Source organism: Microbacterium arborescens, from assembly GCF_049707515.1.
Taxonomy (GTDB): Bacteria; Actinomycetota; Actinomycetes; order Actinomycetales; family Microbacteriaceae; genus Microbacterium; species Microbacterium arborescens_B.
This window is the reverse complement of record NZ_JBNAFI010000006.1, coordinates 39,846-55,903: the sequence shown is the minus strand read 5'-3', so window position 1 is coordinate 55,903 and position 16,058 is coordinate 39,846. Positions and strand designations below refer to the sequence as shown.

The following is a 16,058-nucleotide window of genomic DNA, read 5'->3' as shown; positions in this document are numbered from 1 at the left end:
CGAGAGGAACCCGCATGATCCGCACCCGCACCAGCCGCGTCCTCGCGGCATCCGCCGCCGTCGCCGCCACGGCCCTCGTCGTCACCGGCTGTTCCGGTGGTTCCGACGACTCCGCCGAGGGCGGATCGAGCGACTCGATCGTCGTCAGCGCGTTCCCGTTCGGGGTCGAGCAGTTCCAGGAGGCGATCGTCGACCCGTTCACCGAGAAGACCGGCATCGAGGTCGAGATCGAGACCGGCTCGAACGCCGACCGTCTCTCGCAGCTGCAGCTCGCGGGCGGGGATGCCGGCATCGACGTCATGCTGATCTCCGACACCTTCGCCGCCTCGGGGCAGGAGGAGGGGCTGTTCCAGGACTTCGACGAGTCCGACGTCCCCAACCTGGCCGAGGTCGCGGACTTCGCCGTCGAAGAGGGCTACGACGGACCGGCGTACAGCTACCAGCTCAACGGCACCCTCTACAACACCGACGAGCTCGACGCCGCGCAGGCAGCGGACTGGTCGCTCTACGCCGACTCCGCCTACAGCGGTCGCCTCGCCTTCCCCGACATCGCCGTGACCGCCGGCCAGCTGGCCGTCTCGGGCGTCGCGTCGACCTTCGGCGACGGGCCCTACGACATCGACACCGCCTACACGACGATCGGCGAGTGGGCCCCGAACATCCTGCAGTTCTACTCGTCGTCGACCGAGGTCACCAACCTCCTCACGCAGGGTGAAATCGTCGCGGCCGATGCCCTGAGCGGGTTCGCCACGACGCTCGTCGCCTCGGGTGAGCCCGTCGCGTGGACCGCACCGGCCGAGGGGCGCTACATGGCGACCAACCGCGCCATGATCCCCAGCGGCGCGAAGAACCTCGAGGGCGCCTACGCCTTCATCGACTACCTGCTCTCGGTCGAGGCGCAGACCGCATCGGCCGAGATCGTCGGCGACCTGCCCGTCGCCCCCGACGCCACGATCCCCGCGGAGATCACCGACGTCGTCGGCGACATCGCCGCCGACCCGATCGCCGCCGGTTACGCCACGCTCGACCCGGCCGAGGTCGTCCCGAACCGTGCCCAGTGGGTCGAGCGGTTCGCGCGTGAGGTCGCCTCGCGCTGATCCAGACCGCCCGGTCGCCGAGCGCCCCCCAGTCTCGGCGGCCGGGCCCCTTCCGCGCGGTCCGCCGCGCACCCGCTCCACGACGCACGAACGGCACCATGACCTCCGCAGCATCCCTCCCCGCCGCCTACCTCCAGCGTCTGCCGAAAGCCGACCTGCACTGCCACCTCATCGGCACCGTGCGGGCGACCACGTTCGCCGACCTGGCCCGCCGGGAGTCGCTCGAGCTGCCGGCCGACCCCGAGCGCATCTTCGCCGACATCAACTCGCTGCCGCCCGACCCGGCGCTGTACCGCAACACGCGCATCCCCGTGCCGCAGCAGCGCGGCGCAGACGAGCCCGACGTGTCGTACTCCCTCTTCCAGGTGTCGAACTGGGTCGTCGAGGTGCTTCGGGATGCCGACGACCTGACGCGCATCGTCTACGAGGCCTTCGAAGACGCGCACCGGCAGAGCGGCACGCGTCACCTCGAGCTGTTCTTCGACGCGCTGCCCCCGCATCTCGAGTCGCTCGGCTACCTCGGCGCGGTCGAGGCGTACGCCGAAGGCATCCGCATGGCCGAGCGCGACTTCGGCATGACGGGTCTGATGATCCAGGGCATCGACCGCAGCCGCAGCGGCGAGGAGGCCCTCGCGGTCGTCCGTCGCGTCGTCGACAACCCGCATCCCTACGTCGCCGGCATCGGCCTCGACAACCTCGAGACCGCCGGTCCGCCGGAGCGGTTCGCCGACGCGTACCGTCTCGCCGGCGAGGCGGGCCTCGGACGCACGGCGCATTCGTCGGAGCACGCGCCGACCGCCGTCAACACCATCACCTGCCTCGACCTGCTCGGCTGCGACCGCATCGACCACGGCTACTACGTGCTCGAAGACGACGCCGTCGTCGAGCGGATGCGCGAGGAGCAGGTCGCGTTCACCGTCGCCTCGACGACGTCGCGCCGATCGTGGCGTCCCTGGCGCCGCGCGTCGATCGCCGCGATGCTCGAGGCCGGGCTCAACGTCATCCCGTGCTCGGACGACCCGGGCATGTTCCCCACGACCCTCGCCGCCGAGTACGGCATCGTCTCGGAGCAGATCGGGGCGACCCACGAGCAGGTCCGCCGCATGGCGATCGCGTCGTTCGAGGCATCCTGGCTTCCCGCCGACGACCGTGCCCGTCGCCTCGCCGACGTCACCCGCGAGATCGACGCCCTCGACGCCGAGTTCTCGCTCTCGGTCTGACGCTCGCGCGCCGCGCCGCGCCGCCGCCGCGCGGCGCGCGTCGAGAACGCACCGCCGCCGCGAGAACGTTCGCCGGAGGGTGCGTCTTCGCGGCGGCGGTGCGTTCTCGCCGGTATGGCCCGCGCCGGGCGGTGCGCCCCGTCGCGTCGCGAGGTCCCCGCGAGGTCCCCGCGAGGTCCCCGCGAGATCGACGCGCTCGCGCTCTATGCGCGCCGAGCACGCATCGTCGCCGCGAGAACGCACGATTGAGGGTGCGTCTTCGCGGCGAGCGTGCGCTCTCGGTGGTAGGCCCCAGCGAGCAGTGCCGGGTGCCATGACGAAAGCCGCCGCGGCCTGCGTCATCCCGTGACGGGAGACGGCAGGCTGCGGCGGCTTTCGTTCGCGGATGCCGGGGTGACGGAGGCCGGCGTCAGGCGGATGCTGCGGTCAGCGACCGCTGCGGCGTCCGGCGCTGTTCTGGCGGACGACCGAGCCGACCATGAGCTTGCCGCCGCCGACGGCACCGGTCGACGACGCGCGGCGACCGGTGCGGCGCGGGTTGCCGGCGGGAGCCGCGTCGCGCGCCTCGCGGGGTGCGCGGTCGGTGGCCTGGCCGCCGCGGGAGGACTGCTGTCCGCCGCGGCTCTGCTGGCCACCCCGGTCGTCCCGACCGCCCGAGCGCGCAGCCTGGCCGCCCTGACCGCCGGTTGCGCCCGAGCCCTGGCCCTGACCGCGTGCACCGCGGCCGCGTCCGCCGCTCGAGCGTCCACCGGCATTCGATGCTCCGCCTTCGCGGGAGTCGCGCGCGGCGCGCTTGCGCTGGGCGTTCGCGCCCTGGCTCGTGCCGCGGGGAGCGGCCTCGACCGGAGCCGGTGCGACGTAGGGGGCGACCTTGCCGACGAGGGCGGCGACCTGGGGAGAGTCGGCCGTGACCTGCTGCGGGGTGACCGCGATGGCGGCCTTGCGGAGCAGGTCCTTGACGTCGCGCTCCTGGCCCGGCATCACGAGCGTGACGACCGCGCCCTCGGCGCCGGCACGGGCGGTGCGGCCCGAGCGGTGCAGGTACGCCTTGTGCTCCATGGGCGGGTCGACGTGCACGACGAGCTCGACATCGTCGACGTGAACGCCGCGAGCGGCGACGTCGGTAGCGACGAGCACCTTCGCGGTGCCCGACGAGAACGCCGCGAGGTTGCGGTCACGCTGCGGCTGCGACAGGTTGCCGTGCAGGTCGACGGAGGGGATGCCCTGCGAGGTCAGCTGCTTGGCGAGCTTCTTCGCGGCGTGCTTGGTGCGGGTGAAGAGGATGCGCCGGCCCATTCCCGAGGCGAGCGCCTTGACGACATCCCGCTTCTCGTCGGCACCGGCCAGGTGGAACAGGTGGTGCGTCATGGCTGCGACGGGGGAGTGCGCCTCGTCGACCGAGTGGAGCACCTCGTTCTGCAGGAAGCGCTTGACGAGCTTGTCCACGCCGTTGTCGAGGGTGGCGCTGAACAGCATCCGCTGTCCGTCGCGGGGCGTCTTGTCGAGGATGCGGGTGACCGCCGGCAGGAAGCCGAGGTCGGCCATGTGGTCGGCCTCGTCGATGACGGTGATCTCGACCGAGTCGAGCGTCAGGTGGCGCTGCTGCAGCAGGTCTTCGAGGCGGCCCGGGCAGGCCACGACGATGTCGACGCCGGCGTTCAGCGCCTGCACCTGACGGTTCTGGTTGACGCCGCCGAAGATGGTGGTCGTCTTCATGCCGTAGGCGGCAGCGAGGGGCTCGAGCGTCGCGTTGATCTGCGTTGCGAGCTCACGGGTCGGGGCGAGGACGAGGCCCAGGATGCGGGCGGCGCGGCGGCTGCCGCCGGCCAGCTCGCCGCCGAGGCGCGCGGCCATCGGGATCGAGAAGGCGAGGGTCTTACCCGAGCCGGTCTTGCCGCGGCCGAGCACGTCGCGCCCGGCGAGGGTGTCGGGCAGGGTGTCGACCTGGATCGGGAAGGCGGTGGTCTTGCCGTCCTTCGCGAGGGCCTCGACGAGAGGAGCGGGCACGCCGAGCGTGCGGAAAGTGGTGTCAGTCATGGGAGCGTTTCTCCGGGCGCACGTCGGCGCCCTGATCGGTGGCCCGGATGCGGGTGCGCATGCGGGGTCGCCGTACGAAAGTGTCCGCGGGATGCCGGTCGTGACCCGGTGGGGCGGAAGGCGTTCTACGACGCGTGCGGCACGAGTGCGCCGCAGGAACCCTCAGTCTATCAGGGTCGGTCATCCCGCCCGTCCGAGGGCCTCGCGCCCCGGACCGCCCGGTGCCGCGATGCAAGGGATCTGCCCCGACACCCCGGCCGAACGGCATCCGTCACGGGGTGTCGCCTCGGATCCCTTGCATCCGCGCACGGGCGCACAGGCACACCGCGCGGATCGCCCGGAGAACGTCAGATGAGCGCGAGCTCGCGGAGCTTCGAGGCCACGTCGTCGTTGCTGGGCTCGACGTGGTGGGTCGCGTCGGGGTAGACCACGACGGGGATCTGGGTGCGGCCCGAGATCTCGCGTGCGACGTCGGCGGCGGCCGGCTCGGCGTCGAGGTCGATGTAGGTGTACGCGACGCCGAGCCCGTCGAGCTGCGCCTTGGTGCGGCGGCAGTCGCGGCACCAGTCGGCGCCGAACATCGTGATGGTGTCGGTGGAAGCGGTCATGCCTCCAGCGTACGTCCGCTCAGTACTCGACGGCGCGGGCGCGTTCGGGGGCCGCCTCGAGCACCGGCGCGACGCGCTGCTTCTTGGGGGCGTAGACGACGAGGGCGTGGAAGACGAATCGCACGACGAACGCCGCGATCAGTGTCAGCCCGGCAGCGATGACGCTCGGGATGTGCGCGTTCTCGACGAGCACCCACAGCACCGGGATCCGGATGATCGCCTCGGCGTTGTTGAACGAGAACGACTTGAGGAACCGCTGCGTCATGCTGCCCGATTCCGAGCGCATGTCGGAGAAGACGAGGTACTCCAGCAGCACGAAGTTGCCGATGATCGTGATCTCGCTCGCGATGATGGATGCCGGCAGGTAGTCCATGCCGAGGCGGATGAGCCCCCACATGATCACGAGGTTGGCGATGGCGCCCACGCCGCCCACGAGCGCGAAGGCCGACATCCGACCGAAGCGCAGCATCAGCAGCTGCGTGAGGAACCGGATGCCCTGCGTGAAGGTCGCCTTCGACGCGCCGGCATACCGGGGGGCGAAGGCGAACGGCACCTCGGCGACCCGCATGTGGCGGCGGGCGAGGATCTCGAGCAGGATCTTGAATCCCCGCGGACGCAGGGCGTCGACGTCGATCATGTCGCGGTCGACGAGGAAGAACCCGGTCATCGGGTCGCTGCATTCGCCGAGCTTGCGCGGGAACATCGCCTTGGTCAGCAGGGTCGACGCGCGCGAGACGGTCGTGCGCGTGGCGTCGGCGAGGCCCTTGGAGTCGCCGCCGTCGGTGTAGCGCGAGGCCACGACGACATCGACGTCGCCGCGGTCGGCGCGCGCCAGCAGTCGGGGGATGTCCTCGGGGGGATGCTGCAGATCGCCGTCCATCACGAGGCACCACGACGAGGTCGCCGCCCGGAGGCCTTCGACGACGGCCCCGCCGAGTCCCGCCACCGGGTCGTCGCGGTGGATCAGCCGCACCGGGAAGTCGGCGGTGGCCGCAGCCCGCTCGATGATGGCGGGGGTGTCGTCGGTGGAGTCGTCGACGAAGACGACCTCGATCATCCGGTCGTCGACCGCGTCGCCGATGCGCCGCAGCAGCTCGGCGACGTTCGGACCTTCGTTGAAGGTCGGGACGACGATCGTCAGATCCATGTGTCACTCGCAGGTGGAAGTCGACGGGGGAATTCACACAGTACTGAGGATTGTTGAGGGGACAAGCGGTTGACTCTAGGAATATCGCCTGAGGTTCACCCGATGGCCTTCTTGATGTCATCCACGGTCATGCCGTAGTCGACGCGCACCACCGGAAGCGCCAATTTGTCGGTGCCGATGGAGACGTAGCCGGGCTCGATGGTGCGAGCCATCACGAAGCCCGCGTCGGCGACCGCCGTCTTCGCGGCCTCGTCGTAGTGGCCGAAGGGGTAGGCGATCACTTCCTTAGCCCCGCCGAGCACGCTCGCAGAGGTCTCGAGGTCGGTGACGATCTCGTCGTGCGTCCAGTTGACGATGCGGCCCTCGCCGTTCGCGCCGGCCGAGTGCATGTCGTGCGTGTGCGAGCGCTTCACGACGTGCGGCGTCAGCTCGGGGCCCGGGCCGTTGACCGTGATGACGAAGGATGTGGTCATCACCCGGTACTTCTCGACCAGTGGCACCGCGAGCTCGAGCCACGAGGGATCGGCGTCGTCGTCGGTGATGACGACGGAGTGATCCGGCAGGTACAGCGCCCCGTCGATGAAGGCGCTCAGCTCGGGCCAGGTCGGCAGATAGAACTGCTGCTCCGAGATGTAGCCCAGGTGCGCCTCCCAGTCGCCGACGAAGGCGTAGTTTCCGCGCAGCCAGCCCGATTCGCCCTCGGGCTTGGTCGTGAACTGGTGGTACATGAGGATCGGGATGCGGGTCTCGGCGGCGGCGTTGTCGGCGGGCGACATCCATGCCGCGTGCACCGTGCGCTGCTGGGCGTCGCAGGCGACGGCATCCGCGCCGTTCAGGCGACCTGGGATCGACCGGGCGGCGGCATCCTCGGCGGTGTCGTACCAGCCGGCGAACACCTGGCCGTCGCGAGTCGGGATCGGAAGCGCGGCGTAGGGCTCCCCCTGCCTCTCGAGCACGGGGGCGATGTCGATGCCGTCGCCGGTGAACGACACCGCGCAGGCGCGGGGATCGTTCGCGTCGGCGATCAGCTGCTCGGCCGGTGACAGCGGCGTCGACGTCGACGTCGGCGTCGGCGTCTCGTCCGGCGCCGGGGTCGTCGGGGCGGACATCTGCTCGATTCCGGCGCCGTCACCCCGGAGCGCGGCGACGGCGAACCAGCCGGCGACGGCGGCGACGAGAGTGACGCCGGCGAGCGAGGCGCCGATGCCGATGCCGACCACCCGTCGCGTTCGCTGTCGGCGCGCGTTCGAGCGTCGCGTTGCGGCCATCGTTTCTCCCCTGCTGGTGCCCGGTGCGTCGCTCGAATCCTAGGGGGCGGGCTTATGCGGGTCCGCCGCGCCAGCGGGCAACCCCCTTCCGCTCGCGGTGCCGAGCGGCGCACACTGCCGACCTATGAGCGCTGATTCTGCAGCATCAGAGCCGGGCCGCGTACGCGTCGGCATCTCGGGGTGGCGGTACGCCGGATGGCGCGGAGACTTCTATCCCACGGGACTCGCGCAGCGACGCGAGCTCGCCTACGTGGGGGAGCGGATGTCGACCGCCGAGCTGAACGGCTCGTTCTACTCATTGCAGCGTCCATCGAGCTATCAGCGGTGGCGGAGCGAGGTGCCCGAGTCGTTCGTCTTCGCGGTGAAGGGCTCGCGATACGTCACGCACATGCTGCGGCTGCGCGGTGTCGAGACCGCGCTGGCGAACTTCTTCGCGTCGGGCGTGCTCGCCCTCGGGGGGCAGCTCGGGCCGGTGCTCTGGCAGCTGCCCGAGCGCGAGGGGTTCGACGCCGCGGTGCTCGAGGAGTTCCTCGCGCTCCTGCCGCGGACGACGGGGGAGGCTCTCGCGCTCGCCGAACGGCACGACGAGCGCCTCGACGGCCGGGCTTGGCTCGAGATCGAGGAGGACCGGCCGATCCGGCACGCCCTCGAGCCGAGGTCGGCCGGGTTCGGGGCGGATGCCGCGGTCGCGATGCTCCGTGAGCACGACACGGCTCTCGTGGTGGCCGACACGGCGGGGCGGTTCCCGCGGTTCGAGGAGGTCGCGACCGCGGGTCATGTCTATGTGCGGCTGCACGGCGCGACCGATCTGTACGCCAGCGGGTACACCGACGCGGAGCTCGACGGCTGGGCCGACCGCATCCGCGGGTGGGCCGACGGCTCGGCGGCATCCGACGGTCGTCCCCGCGACGTCTGGGTGTACTTCGACAACGATGCTCGCGGCCGGGCCCCGCACGATGCGGTCGCGCTGGCCCAGCGGTGCGATGCGGCGTTTATGCTCGGCGGGTGACCGATCGGGTCAACGTGTGAATTCGCGACTGCCAGAGAATTTCGCGAAGATATCGCGGACCCGGTTCTAGGGGTCGAAACCTGTCATTGGTGGCACCAATACGGCCGAATTCGATGTCCCATACTTGCAGACGGTTCTGGGCCCAGTTACCGTTGCCATATGAAAAGACACCATGGGCGGAGTGGGTTGGTTGTCGGGCTCGTCGTCGCGACGGCGTTCGGCAGCTTCTCGCCGGCGGCTGCTTATGCTTCTTCGACGCTTGAGACGGTTTCGGTTGGCGCCAGTGCCCGTGAGGCATCGCCGAACGAGGTCGTTTCGGTTGCGGCTGTCGTGAAGGTCGCGGCTCCCGAGGGCGCTGCCGAAGACAGGGAAGTAGTGCCGCGGGCGCTACCCTTCCTCGTTGTCAAGTGCCTGACTGGATTGGGGCTGAAAGGTCCTGAGATCATCCGTATCGTTTCATCGGTAAGCCCGGGTGCCGTCAGCGCGGGGCTGGCGCGCGCGATCGTTGCCTGTCTTGCCATGAAGTGAGGTGACCGAATGTTCAGAAAGACCCGATCCGAGCGAGAACGAGAACTTGATCGTGTGCTCCGCGATATAGCGGATAGCCCGCTTTCATCTGAGGTCTTTCGACAAGCCAATTCTCTGATCGAGGAGCTTGGAGGCGAAGATCCGCCGGTGATCAACGAGGCGTTGATGACCCGCGGTCTACCTCGATTGGACGAGTTGGGGAAGATGCAGGCGAAGCATGGATTGAGGTTCGCTCGTCTACACCGGAGGCGTCACAAGTTGGCAAGAAAGCTCGGCCGAGCCTGAGCTTGGTCGCGTAGCGAGTCAGCGGAGCCGCCACGTGCCGCTCTAGGATCGGCGTGTGAGCGAACGGGCCAGTGAGTGACTGCGCAGCCGGCTCCGTGGGTCTGCCCAACGTGCGGTGATCCGCTGCGATTCGAGATCCTCGACGACGAGGCGTTCCTCGTGGCGTGGTCGTGCCTCAACTGCGGACTCGTCCGGGTCACCGAGCCGACGTGATGGGTCGAGCGCTCGGGGTCGCCCGGGATGAACTCGAACCAGCGGGTGAGGCGCTCCGCGCTCGACGGGAAGCGCTTCCTCCAGGCGTGCATCCCCTGTACTTACGATCTACCCGAAAATCGTCCGGCCCGGAGTTGGCGCTGGCAGCGACTCGGAATCTAGCCCTCACCAGGGCAAAGCAAAACCCCCGCCATGTAGAAGCTAGGCGAGGGTTTCTGGGACCGTTGTAACGACGGTCCGTGTGGCTCCGACGGGCGTCGATCCCGTGACCTCACGATTTTCAGTCGTGCGCTCTACCAACTGAGCTACAGAGCCGCATGGCGTCAAAGATGCCACGTCTTAGACGAAGGGCCCTCTGGAAACCAAAGGGCCCGTCGCTTGAGAGCGACCCTGACGGGACTTGAACCCGCGACCTCCGCCGTGACAGGGCGGCACGCTAACCAACTGCGCTACAGGGCCATGCTTATTAAGTTGTGGGAGTGACCCCAACGGGATTCGAACCCGTGCTACCGCCGTGAAAGGGCGGCGTCCTAGGCCGCTAAACGATGGGGCCGAGCGAACCCAGACCCGGGAGTCAAACGTTCACGCTTACCGAGGGACAAGCATATGCGATTCCCCTCGGATGTGCGAATCGGGGGCGTGGCGTCCGTCCGCCGGGCGTGTCTCCGGGTCACAATGGCCGGGTTCGCGCGCGCCGGGCGCCGGTTCCGGCGCTTCCGGCGATGTGACGTGTGTTGCTACTGTGAACGAAGTTGCTCACGCGATATGGAGGATCACCCGCGTGCGATACGAGAGCCTCGACTCCCCGGAAGACTGCGGTTGCGCCCCGACGCCCGCAGAGAGCAAGAAGCTCTCCCAGCTGATCTCGCGCCGCGGCGCACTCGGTCTCGGCGCCGTCAGCTTCGTGGCCGCGACGGCGTTCCTCGCACCCGGCATCCCCTCGGCCTTCGGTATCGAGGGGTACCCGTCGTGGGACGACGTGCAGCGCGCGAAGGGCAACGAAGCCGCGAAGGCCGGCGAGATCGCCCGCATCGAGAAGCTGATCGCCGACCTCACGGCCGACGTGGCGTACAAGCAGGCCGAGGCCGAGCGCCTGGGCGCCGAGTACGCGAAGGCGCAGGCCGACTTCGAGGATGCGGCCTACCGCGCCATCTCGCTCCAGGAGCAGGCCGACGCGCAGTCGGCGGCCGCGCTGGAAGCCGCTCGCCGCGCCGGCAAGCTCGCCGCCCAGCTCTACCGCAACGGTGGCGACGACACGAGCCTCAAGCTGTTCTTCTCCGACTCGGCCGCGAACGCCGACGATCTGCTGGCACGCCTGGGCACGATGGACAAGCTCCTGCAGGCGAACCGCGACGTCTACACGGATGCCGTGGCCGCACGTGAGACCGCGCAGAGCCTGAGCGACCAGGCGGGCGTGGCGCGCGATGAGCGCGACCGCCTCCAGAAGGAGGCCGAGCAGAAGCTCGCCGCCGCGCAGGAGGCCGCCGCCGTAGCGCAGGCCGCGCTCGAGGAGCAGACCGCCAACATGGCGACGCTCCAGGCTCAGCTCGCCGCCCTCAAGGACGAGACGGCGGCCACGGTCGCCGGCTACCAGGCAGGCGTCGAGGAGGAGCGCCGCCGCGAGGAGGCCCGCAAGCAGCGCGAGCGCGAGGAAGCAGCCCGCCGGGCGGCCGAAGAAGAGCGCCGCCGTCAGGAGGCCGCCGCGGCAGCGGCCGCTGCAGCTGCAGCCAACAACGGCGGCGGTGGCGGCGGTGGTGGCGGTGGCGGCGGCGGCGGAACCCCCGCGGGCAACCCCGGCGGCGGCGCCGGACAGGTTCAGCCCTCCGGCTGGGTGCGCCCCGGCCCCGGCTACGTCAGCTCCTGGTTCGGCAACCGCGGCACGATCTGTTCGAACGGCTCCTGCACCTCCGGTCACCGCGGCATCGACTTCGCGGGCGGCTGCAGCGCTCCCATCTACGCCGCGGCATCGGGAACCGTCGTCCACGCTGCCTACACCGGCGACTGGGGCAACTACATCAAGATCGACCACGGCGGCGGCATCATCTCGGGCTACGCGCACATTCAGCGCGGCGGATACAACGTCGGCTACGGCCAGCGCGTGTCGGCCGGACAGGTCATCGCCTACGCCGGCAACACCGGCATCTCGCAGGGCTGCCACCTGCACTTCGAGATCTACCAGGGCGGTGTGCGCATCGACCCGGCGCCGTTCCTGCGCAACCGGGGCATCTCGGTCTGAGACCGGCCGTGCGCGCCGCGCTCACCGCGCGGAGTCCGGAACGACGGAAGAGGGGCGGATGCCGCAGCATCCGCCCCTCTTCGCGTTCTCGTGAGACTCAGAGCGAGTTGGGCGCTTCGCCCTCACCCTGGGTCTTGGTCTGACCCTCGTGCTCCTCGAAGCGCTCGAACGCCTCGGAGACGAGACGCTCGGCCTCCGCTGCTCCGGCCCACTCGTCGACCTTGACCCACTTGTTGGGCTCGAGGTCCTTGTAGTGCTCGAAGAAGTGGCCGATCTCGTTCTTGGTCCAGTCGTCGATGTCGCCGACGTCCTGGATGTGCGCCCAGCGCGGGTCCTTCGCCAGGACCGCGACGACCTTGTCGTCGCCGCCGGCCTCGTCGCTCATCTTCAGCACCGCGACGGGGCGGACCTTCGCGAGGACGCCCGGGTAGAGGTCGCGGTCGAGCAGCACCAGCACGTCGAGCGGGTCGCCGTCTTCGCCGAGGGTGTTCTCGAAGAAGCCGTAGTTGCTGGGGTATCCCATCGGCGTGAACAGCACGCGGTCGAGGAAGACCCGGCCGGTGCCGTGGTCGACTTCATACTTCACGCGGCTGCCGCGGGGGATCTCGATGACGGCGTCGTACGCGCCCATACGTGTGCTCCTTCGATATGACGGCGGGATGCCGCCGACCAGCCTACTGGCGGCGCCCGCCGTGCCCTATACGACGAACGCACGGGCACGGATACCGTAGGGGCGTGCCGTCGCTCAACCCCGCCATCGCCGAGGTCCGTCGCGCCGTGCGTGCGTCGCTGTCGGCGCTTCCCGCCGGGAGCACCGTCGTCGTCGCCCTGTCGGGCGGCGCCGACTCGCTCGCCCTCGCCGCGGCGACGGCGTTCGAGGCGCCGAAGCTCGGCTTCCGCGCGGCAGCGGTCACGGTCGATCACGGCCTGCAACCGGGCTCCGACGAGGTCGCCCTGGCCGCCGCGCGCGCCGCCGCCGGCCTCGGCCTCGATCCGCTCGTCGTCCGGGTGGAGGTCGGCACCGAGGGCGGCCCGGAAGCCGCCGCCCGCGATGCGCGATACGGCGTGCTCCGGGATGCCGCGCGCGACGCGAACGCCGCCGCGGTCCTCCTCGGCCACACGCTCGACGACCAGGCCGAGACCGTCCTCCTGGGACTCGCGCGCGGCGCGGGTGCGACGAGCCTCGCCGGCATGGCCGCCGATCGCACCGACGAGGACTCGGGCACGCGCTGGCTGCGGCCGCTGCTGGGCGTGCGGCGCGTCACGACCGCCGCCGCCTGCGCCGCCGCAGGTCTCGCGCCCTGGCGCGATCCGCACAACCGCGACGACCGCTACCGCCGGGTCCGCGTGCGCGAGCGGGTGCTGCCGCTTCTCGAAGCCGAACTCGGGCCCGGTGTCGCCGAGGCGCTCGCGCGCACCGCCGAACAGCTCCGCGAAGACGCCGAGGCGTTCGATGACATGATCGCCGAGACGATCGAGGACATCGTCGAGCCGGCCGAAGCGGGCATCGCGATCTCGGTGGCCGCGCTCGCGGCCAATCCGCCGGCGCTGCGCCACCGCATCATCCGTCACGTGGTGCAGAGCGAGTTCCACGAAAGCCTCTCGCGCATCCAGACGCTCGAGGTCGCCCGGCTCGTCACCGACTACACCGGTCAGGGACCGATCGACCTGCCCGGATGCCGTGCCCGCCGCGTCGGCGCACTGGTGGAGTTCTCGGCGAGTGTGGGCGGCGCCTAAACTCGTCGCATGCGTGCCGCCGAGATCGCCGATCAGCTCACCGACGTCCTCGTCACCGAGGAGGAGATCCAGGCCAAGCTCGTCGAGCTCGCCGCCCGGGTCGAGGCCGATTACGAGGGCAAGGAGCTCATCCTCGTCGGCGTCCTGAAGGGCGCCGTGATGGTCATGGCCGACTTCGCCCGCGCCCTCAAGCGCGACATCACGATGGACTGGATGGCCGTGTCGTCGTACGGCGCGAGCACGAAGTCGAGCGGTGTCGTGCAGATCCGGAAGGACCTCGACGCCGACCTCCACGGCAAGCACGTGCTCATCGTCGAGGACATCATCGACTCGGGCCTGACCCTCAGCTGGCTGCTCGAGAACTTCCAGTCGCGCGGCGCGGAGTCGCTCGAAGTGCTGGCCCTGCTGCGCAAGCCCGAGGCGGCGAAGGTCGAGATCGACTGCCGCTACGTCGGCTTCGACATCCCCAACGACTTCGTCGTCGGGTACGGACTCGACTACGCCGAGAAGTACCGCAACCTGCGGGATGTCGCGATCCTCGCGCCGCACGTCTACAGCTGAGCTCTCGCAGGCGGGTTCGGCCGGCGTCTGCTCCCGGTACGCCCAAAACGAACGCACAGAGCTCGCATAGTCGCCGCGGGGTAGCCTGATCGCACCATGGACGTCAAGAAAGTCACGCGCAACCCGCTGATGTACGTGTTGCTCATCGGCGCGCTGCTGCTGATCGGCTTCATGCTGATCTCCAGCCTCACCGGCGCGAAGCAGATCACGACCCAGCAGGGATTCGAGCTGCTCCGGGGCGACACCGTCACGAAGGTGCAGACCACGGACGGCGATCAGCGCGTGGACCTGACCCTCTCCGACGCCTTCGAGGGCTCGACGCAGGTGCAGTTCTACTACACCTCCGCCCGCGCCGACGAGGTCGTCTCGGCCGTCAACGCCGCGAACCCGTCGGAGGGCTTCAACGACGTCGTGCCGCGTGCGACCTGGTTCGACGGCTTCCTCTCGCTCATGCTGCCGCTCGTGCTGCTGGGCCTGCTCTTCTGGTTCCTCATGTCGAGTGCGCAGGGCGGCGGAAGCCGCGTCATGCAGTTCGGCAAGTCCAAGGCCAAGCTCGTCACGAAGGAGACCCCGACGGTCACCTTCGGCGACGTCGCCGGCTCGGACGAGGCCATCGAAGAGATGCAGGAGATCAAGGACTTCCTGAAGGACCCGACGAAGTTCCAGGCCGTCGGCGCCCGCATCCCGAAGGGCGTGCTGCTGTACGGCCCTCCCGGAACGGGTAAGACGCTCCTCGCGCGCGCCGTCGCGGGCGAGGCGGGCGTGCCCTTCTACTCGATCTCGGGTTCCGACTTCGTCGAGATGTTCGTGGGCGTCGGCGCGAGCCGCGTGCGCGACCTCTTCAAGGAGGCGAAGGAGAACGCTCCTGCGATCATCTTCATCGACGAGATCGACGCCGTCGGCCGCCACCGCGGCGCCGGCATGGGCGGCGGTCACGACGAGCGCGAGCAGACGCTGAACCAGATGCTCGTCGAGATGGACGGCTTCGACCCGAAGGTCTCGGTGCTCGTCATCGCGGCGACCAACCGTCCCGACATCCTCGACCCGGCGCTGCTGCGGCCGGGCCGCTTCGACCGTCAGATCGGCGTGGACGCCCCCGACCTGAAGGGTCGTCAGAAGATCCTCGAGGTGCACGGACGCGGCAAGCCGCTCTCGCCCTCGGTCGACCTCGCCGTCATCGCGCGCAAGACCCCCGGCTTCACGGGCGCCGACCTCGCAAACGTCCTGAACGAGGCCGCCCTCCTGACCGCGCGCTCGAACGCGCAGCTGATCGACATGCGCGCCCTCGACGAGGCGATCGACCGCGTCATCGCGGGTCCTCAGCGTCGCACGCGCGTCATGAAGGACAAGGAGAAGCTCATCACGGCGTACCACGAGGGCGGCCACGCCCTCGCCGCGGCGGCGATGAACCACTCCGACCCGGTCACGAAGGTCACGATCCTGCCGCGCGGCAAGGCGCTCGGCTACACGATGGTGCTGCCGCTCGAAGACAAGTACTCCGTGACCCGCAACGAGCTGCAGGACCAGCTCACGTACGCGATGGGCGGCCGGGTCGCCGAAGAGGTCGTCTTCCACGACCCGACGACCGGCGCCTCGAACGACATCGAGAAGGCCACGGGCATCGCGCGCAAGATGGTCACCGAGTACGGGATGACGACCGAGGTCGGTCCCGTCAAGCTCGGTTCCTCGTCGGGCGAGGTGTTCATGGGGCGCGACATGGGTCACGGCCGCGACTTCTCCGAGCGCATCGCCGAACGCGTCGACGCCGAGGTGCGACTGCTGATCGAGCAGGCTCACAACGAGGCGTACGAGGTCATCAACGCCAACCGCGACGTGCTCGACAGGCTCGCGCTCGCGCTGCTCGAGGAGGAGACTCTCGACCACCTGCAGCTCGCCGAGATCTTCAAGGACATCAGGAAGCTCCCGCCGCGCCCGCAGTGGCTCTCGAGCCAGGGCCGCCCGGTGTCGAGCCTGCCCCCGATCGACGTTCCGAAGCGTCGCGAAGAGGCGGGGCTGGCGGCATCCACCGCCGCCGAGACCGAGGCGCAGACCGCCGCCGAGCGCGCGCCGCAGCGCCGCCCCTCGGGGCAGGCGCGACCCGCGACCGCGTAG

At 69.8% G+C, this 16,058-nt stretch carries 14 protein-coding genes and 3 tRNA genes; 9 read left to right on the top strand and 8 right to left on the bottom strand.

Annotated features, from left to right (window positions below; translation table 11 throughout):
* Positions 1-14 precede the first annotated feature (14 nt).
* Together ACPYN5_RS12345 and ACPYN5_RS12340 are read left to right on the top strand one after the other, a co-directional pair.
* Entirely contained in the window at positions 15-1,097 is a 1,083-nt protein-coding gene (locus ACPYN5_RS12345; protein WP_424449286.1) for an extracellular solute-binding protein, read from the top strand.
* Positions 1,098-1,195: 98 nt separating this feature from the next.
* Positions 1,196-2,317: an adenosine deaminase family protein gene (locus ACPYN5_RS12340; protein ID WP_424449285.1), complete on the top strand. Its 1,122-nt coding sequence runs from the start codon at positions 1,196-1,198 to the stop codon at positions 2,315-2,317.
* Positions 2,318-2,743: 426 nt separating this feature from the next.
* Here ACPYN5_RS12340 and ACPYN5_RS12335 read toward each other — a convergent pair whose 3' ends face one another.
* The 4 genes from ACPYN5_RS12335 to ACPYN5_RS12320 form a co-directional block, all read right to left on the bottom strand.
* Entirely contained in the window at positions 2,744-4,354 is a 1,611-nt protein-coding gene (locus ACPYN5_RS12335) for a DEAD/DEAH box helicase (protein ID WP_424449284.1), read from the bottom strand.
* A 347-nt stretch (positions 4,355-4,701) separates the two neighbouring features.
* The gene (locus ACPYN5_RS12330; RefSeq protein ID WP_424449283.1) at positions 4,702-4,962 is read right to left on the bottom strand and encodes a glutaredoxin family protein; all 261 of its coding nucleotides are present in this window, start codon (positions 4,960-4,962) and stop codon (positions 4,702-4,704) included.
* Positions 4,963-4,981: 19 nt separating this feature from the next.
* Positions 4,982-6,109: a glycosyltransferase gene (locus tag ACPYN5_RS12325; RefSeq protein ID WP_424449282.1), complete on the bottom strand. Its 1,128-nt coding sequence runs from the start codon at positions 6,107-6,109 to the stop codon at positions 4,982-4,984.
* Positions 6,110-6,204: 95 nt separating this feature from the next.
* Positions 6,205-7,377: a polysaccharide deacetylase family protein gene (locus ACPYN5_RS12320; protein WP_424449281.1), complete on the bottom strand. Its 1,173-nt coding sequence runs from the start codon at positions 7,375-7,377 to the stop codon at positions 6,205-6,207.
* Between the two features lie 124 nt (positions 7,378-7,501).
* Here ACPYN5_RS12320 and ACPYN5_RS12315 point away from each other — a divergent pair, with 124 nt between their 5' ends.
* From ACPYN5_RS12315 to ACPYN5_RS12305, 3 genes are all read left to right on the top strand, one after another.
* Positions 7,502-8,386, top strand: coding sequence for a DUF72 domain-containing protein (locus ACPYN5_RS12315; protein WP_424449280.1), 885 nt, complete (start codon positions 7,502-7,504; stop codon positions 8,384-8,386).
* Between the two features lie 159 nt (positions 8,387-8,545).
* Entirely contained in the window at positions 8,546-8,914 is a 369-nt protein-coding gene (locus tag ACPYN5_RS12310; RefSeq protein ID WP_424449279.1) for a hypothetical protein, read from the top strand.
* Positions 8,915-9,274: 360 nt separating this feature from the next.
* A complete protein-coding gene (locus ACPYN5_RS12305) occupies positions 9,275-9,412 on the top strand; it encodes a hypothetical protein (protein WP_424449278.1) in 138 nt (45 codons plus the stop codon).
* A 242-nt stretch (positions 9,413-9,654) separates the two neighbouring features.
* Here the strand turns inward: ACPYN5_RS12305 and ACPYN5_RS12300 are convergent.
* The 3 genes from ACPYN5_RS12300 to ACPYN5_RS12290 all read right to left on the bottom strand — a co-directional run bounded on the left by ACPYN5_RS12300 (position 9,655) and on the right by ACPYN5_RS12290 (position 9,965).
* Positions 9,655-9,727 (bottom strand) — tRNA-Phe (locus ACPYN5_RS12300).
* Between the two features lie 70 nt (positions 9,728-9,797).
* Positions 9,798-9,871 (bottom strand) — tRNA-Asp (locus ACPYN5_RS12295).
* Positions 9,872-9,892: 21 nt separating this feature from the next.
* Positions 9,893-9,965: transfer RNA gene (locus tag ACPYN5_RS12290), tRNA-Glu, on the bottom strand.
* 228 nt (positions 9,966-10,193) lie between these two features.
* Between ACPYN5_RS12290 and ACPYN5_RS12285 the strand changes: the two genes are divergently transcribed.
* A complete protein-coding gene (locus tag ACPYN5_RS12285; RefSeq protein ID WP_424449277.1) occupies positions 10,194-11,648 on the top strand; it encodes a peptidoglycan DD-metalloendopeptidase family protein in 1,455 nt (484 codons plus the stop codon).
* A 97-nt stretch (positions 11,649-11,745) separates the two neighbouring features.
* Here ACPYN5_RS12285 and ACPYN5_RS12280 read toward each other — a convergent pair whose 3' ends face one another.
* Positions 11,746-12,279: an inorganic diphosphatase gene (locus ACPYN5_RS12280; RefSeq protein ID WP_424449276.1), complete on the bottom strand. Its 534-nt coding sequence runs from the start codon at positions 12,277-12,279 to the stop codon at positions 11,746-11,748.
* A 104-nt stretch (positions 12,280-12,383) separates the two neighbouring features.
* Between ACPYN5_RS12280 and tilS the strand changes: the two genes are divergently transcribed.
* From tilS to ftsH, 3 genes are all read left to right on the top strand, one after another.
* Positions 12,384-13,385, top strand: a complete 1,002-nt coding sequence (tilS, locus tag ACPYN5_RS12275; RefSeq protein WP_424449275.1) for a tRNA lysidine(34) synthetase TilS — start codon at positions 12,384-12,386, stop codon at positions 13,383-13,385.
* 9 nt (positions 13,386-13,394) lie between these two features.
* Positions 13,395-13,946, top strand: coding sequence for a hypoxanthine phosphoribosyltransferase (hpt, locus tag ACPYN5_RS12270; RefSeq protein ID WP_091501810.1), 552 nt, complete (start codon positions 13,395-13,397; stop codon positions 13,944-13,946).
* Between the two features lie 96 nt (positions 13,947-14,042).
* Positions 14,043-16,058 (top strand): ATP-dependent zinc metalloprotease FtsH, encoded by a 2,016-nt coding sequence (ftsH, locus tag ACPYN5_RS12265; RefSeq protein WP_424449274.1) that lies wholly within the window; start codon positions 14,043-14,045, stop codon positions 16,056-16,058.